The organism is Bartonella sp. CL25QHWL (assembly GCF_042195335.1).
Taxonomy (GTDB): domain Bacteria; phylum Pseudomonadota; class Alphaproteobacteria; order Rhizobiales; family Rhizobiaceae; genus Bartonella.
Map to the genome: position 1 here is coordinate 1 of NZ_JBHIOE010000106.1, position 582 is coordinate 582.

The window sequence follows — 582 nt, forward strand, 5'->3', positions numbered from 1 at the left end:
GTCGTAATCGAGTTTCATATCGCTCAAATAGTTTGCAAAGATATTCATCATCAGATTAAATACAGTGGCTAAGAGTAGAAAGAGGATTATATAATTGACGACTTGGATTATCCATTGTTCGAAAAGGCGATGAGTTGGTTGCCAGAGCAAAGCAACGATGAAGAGAGGTCCCCATCCTACGAGAAGCGTAATAGCGATTTTTGTTAGGAGCACGAGACCACCACCGATTGCGACTACGAGGCTTGTTGCCAGCAAGATGATGATGCCTAAGAGACTGTAAAGCAGACCATTGCCTTCGAAGAAGACGGTTTCTTGGAAAAGACGTCCTGCATATTGAAATCCTTTGGTTGCTGCTGTATCAAGTAAATTCATTAATTGTGTATCATTGAGTGGATCTGTTAAGAGCGCTTTTGATAACTCATAGGGCATTTGTGTTATCAAACTCGCAATTTCATTTTGATAAAGTCCTGTGGTAAGAGCTATTGAAGTAATAATACTTATCCGTAGGAAACGATTTACAAATCCGGAGAGAGGCATATCTATAGCGCCCCGAATGATGAGCCAACCATAGATGATGAAAGC

General features: G+C 40.7%; 1 protein-coding gene. It reads right to left on the bottom strand.

Annotated elements, in window-relative coordinates:
* Window positions 1-582, bottom strand: a 582-nt coding sequence (locus ACFILY_RS09700) for a type IV secretion system protein (protein ID WP_375673399.1), incomplete at both ends; no start/stop codon positions are given.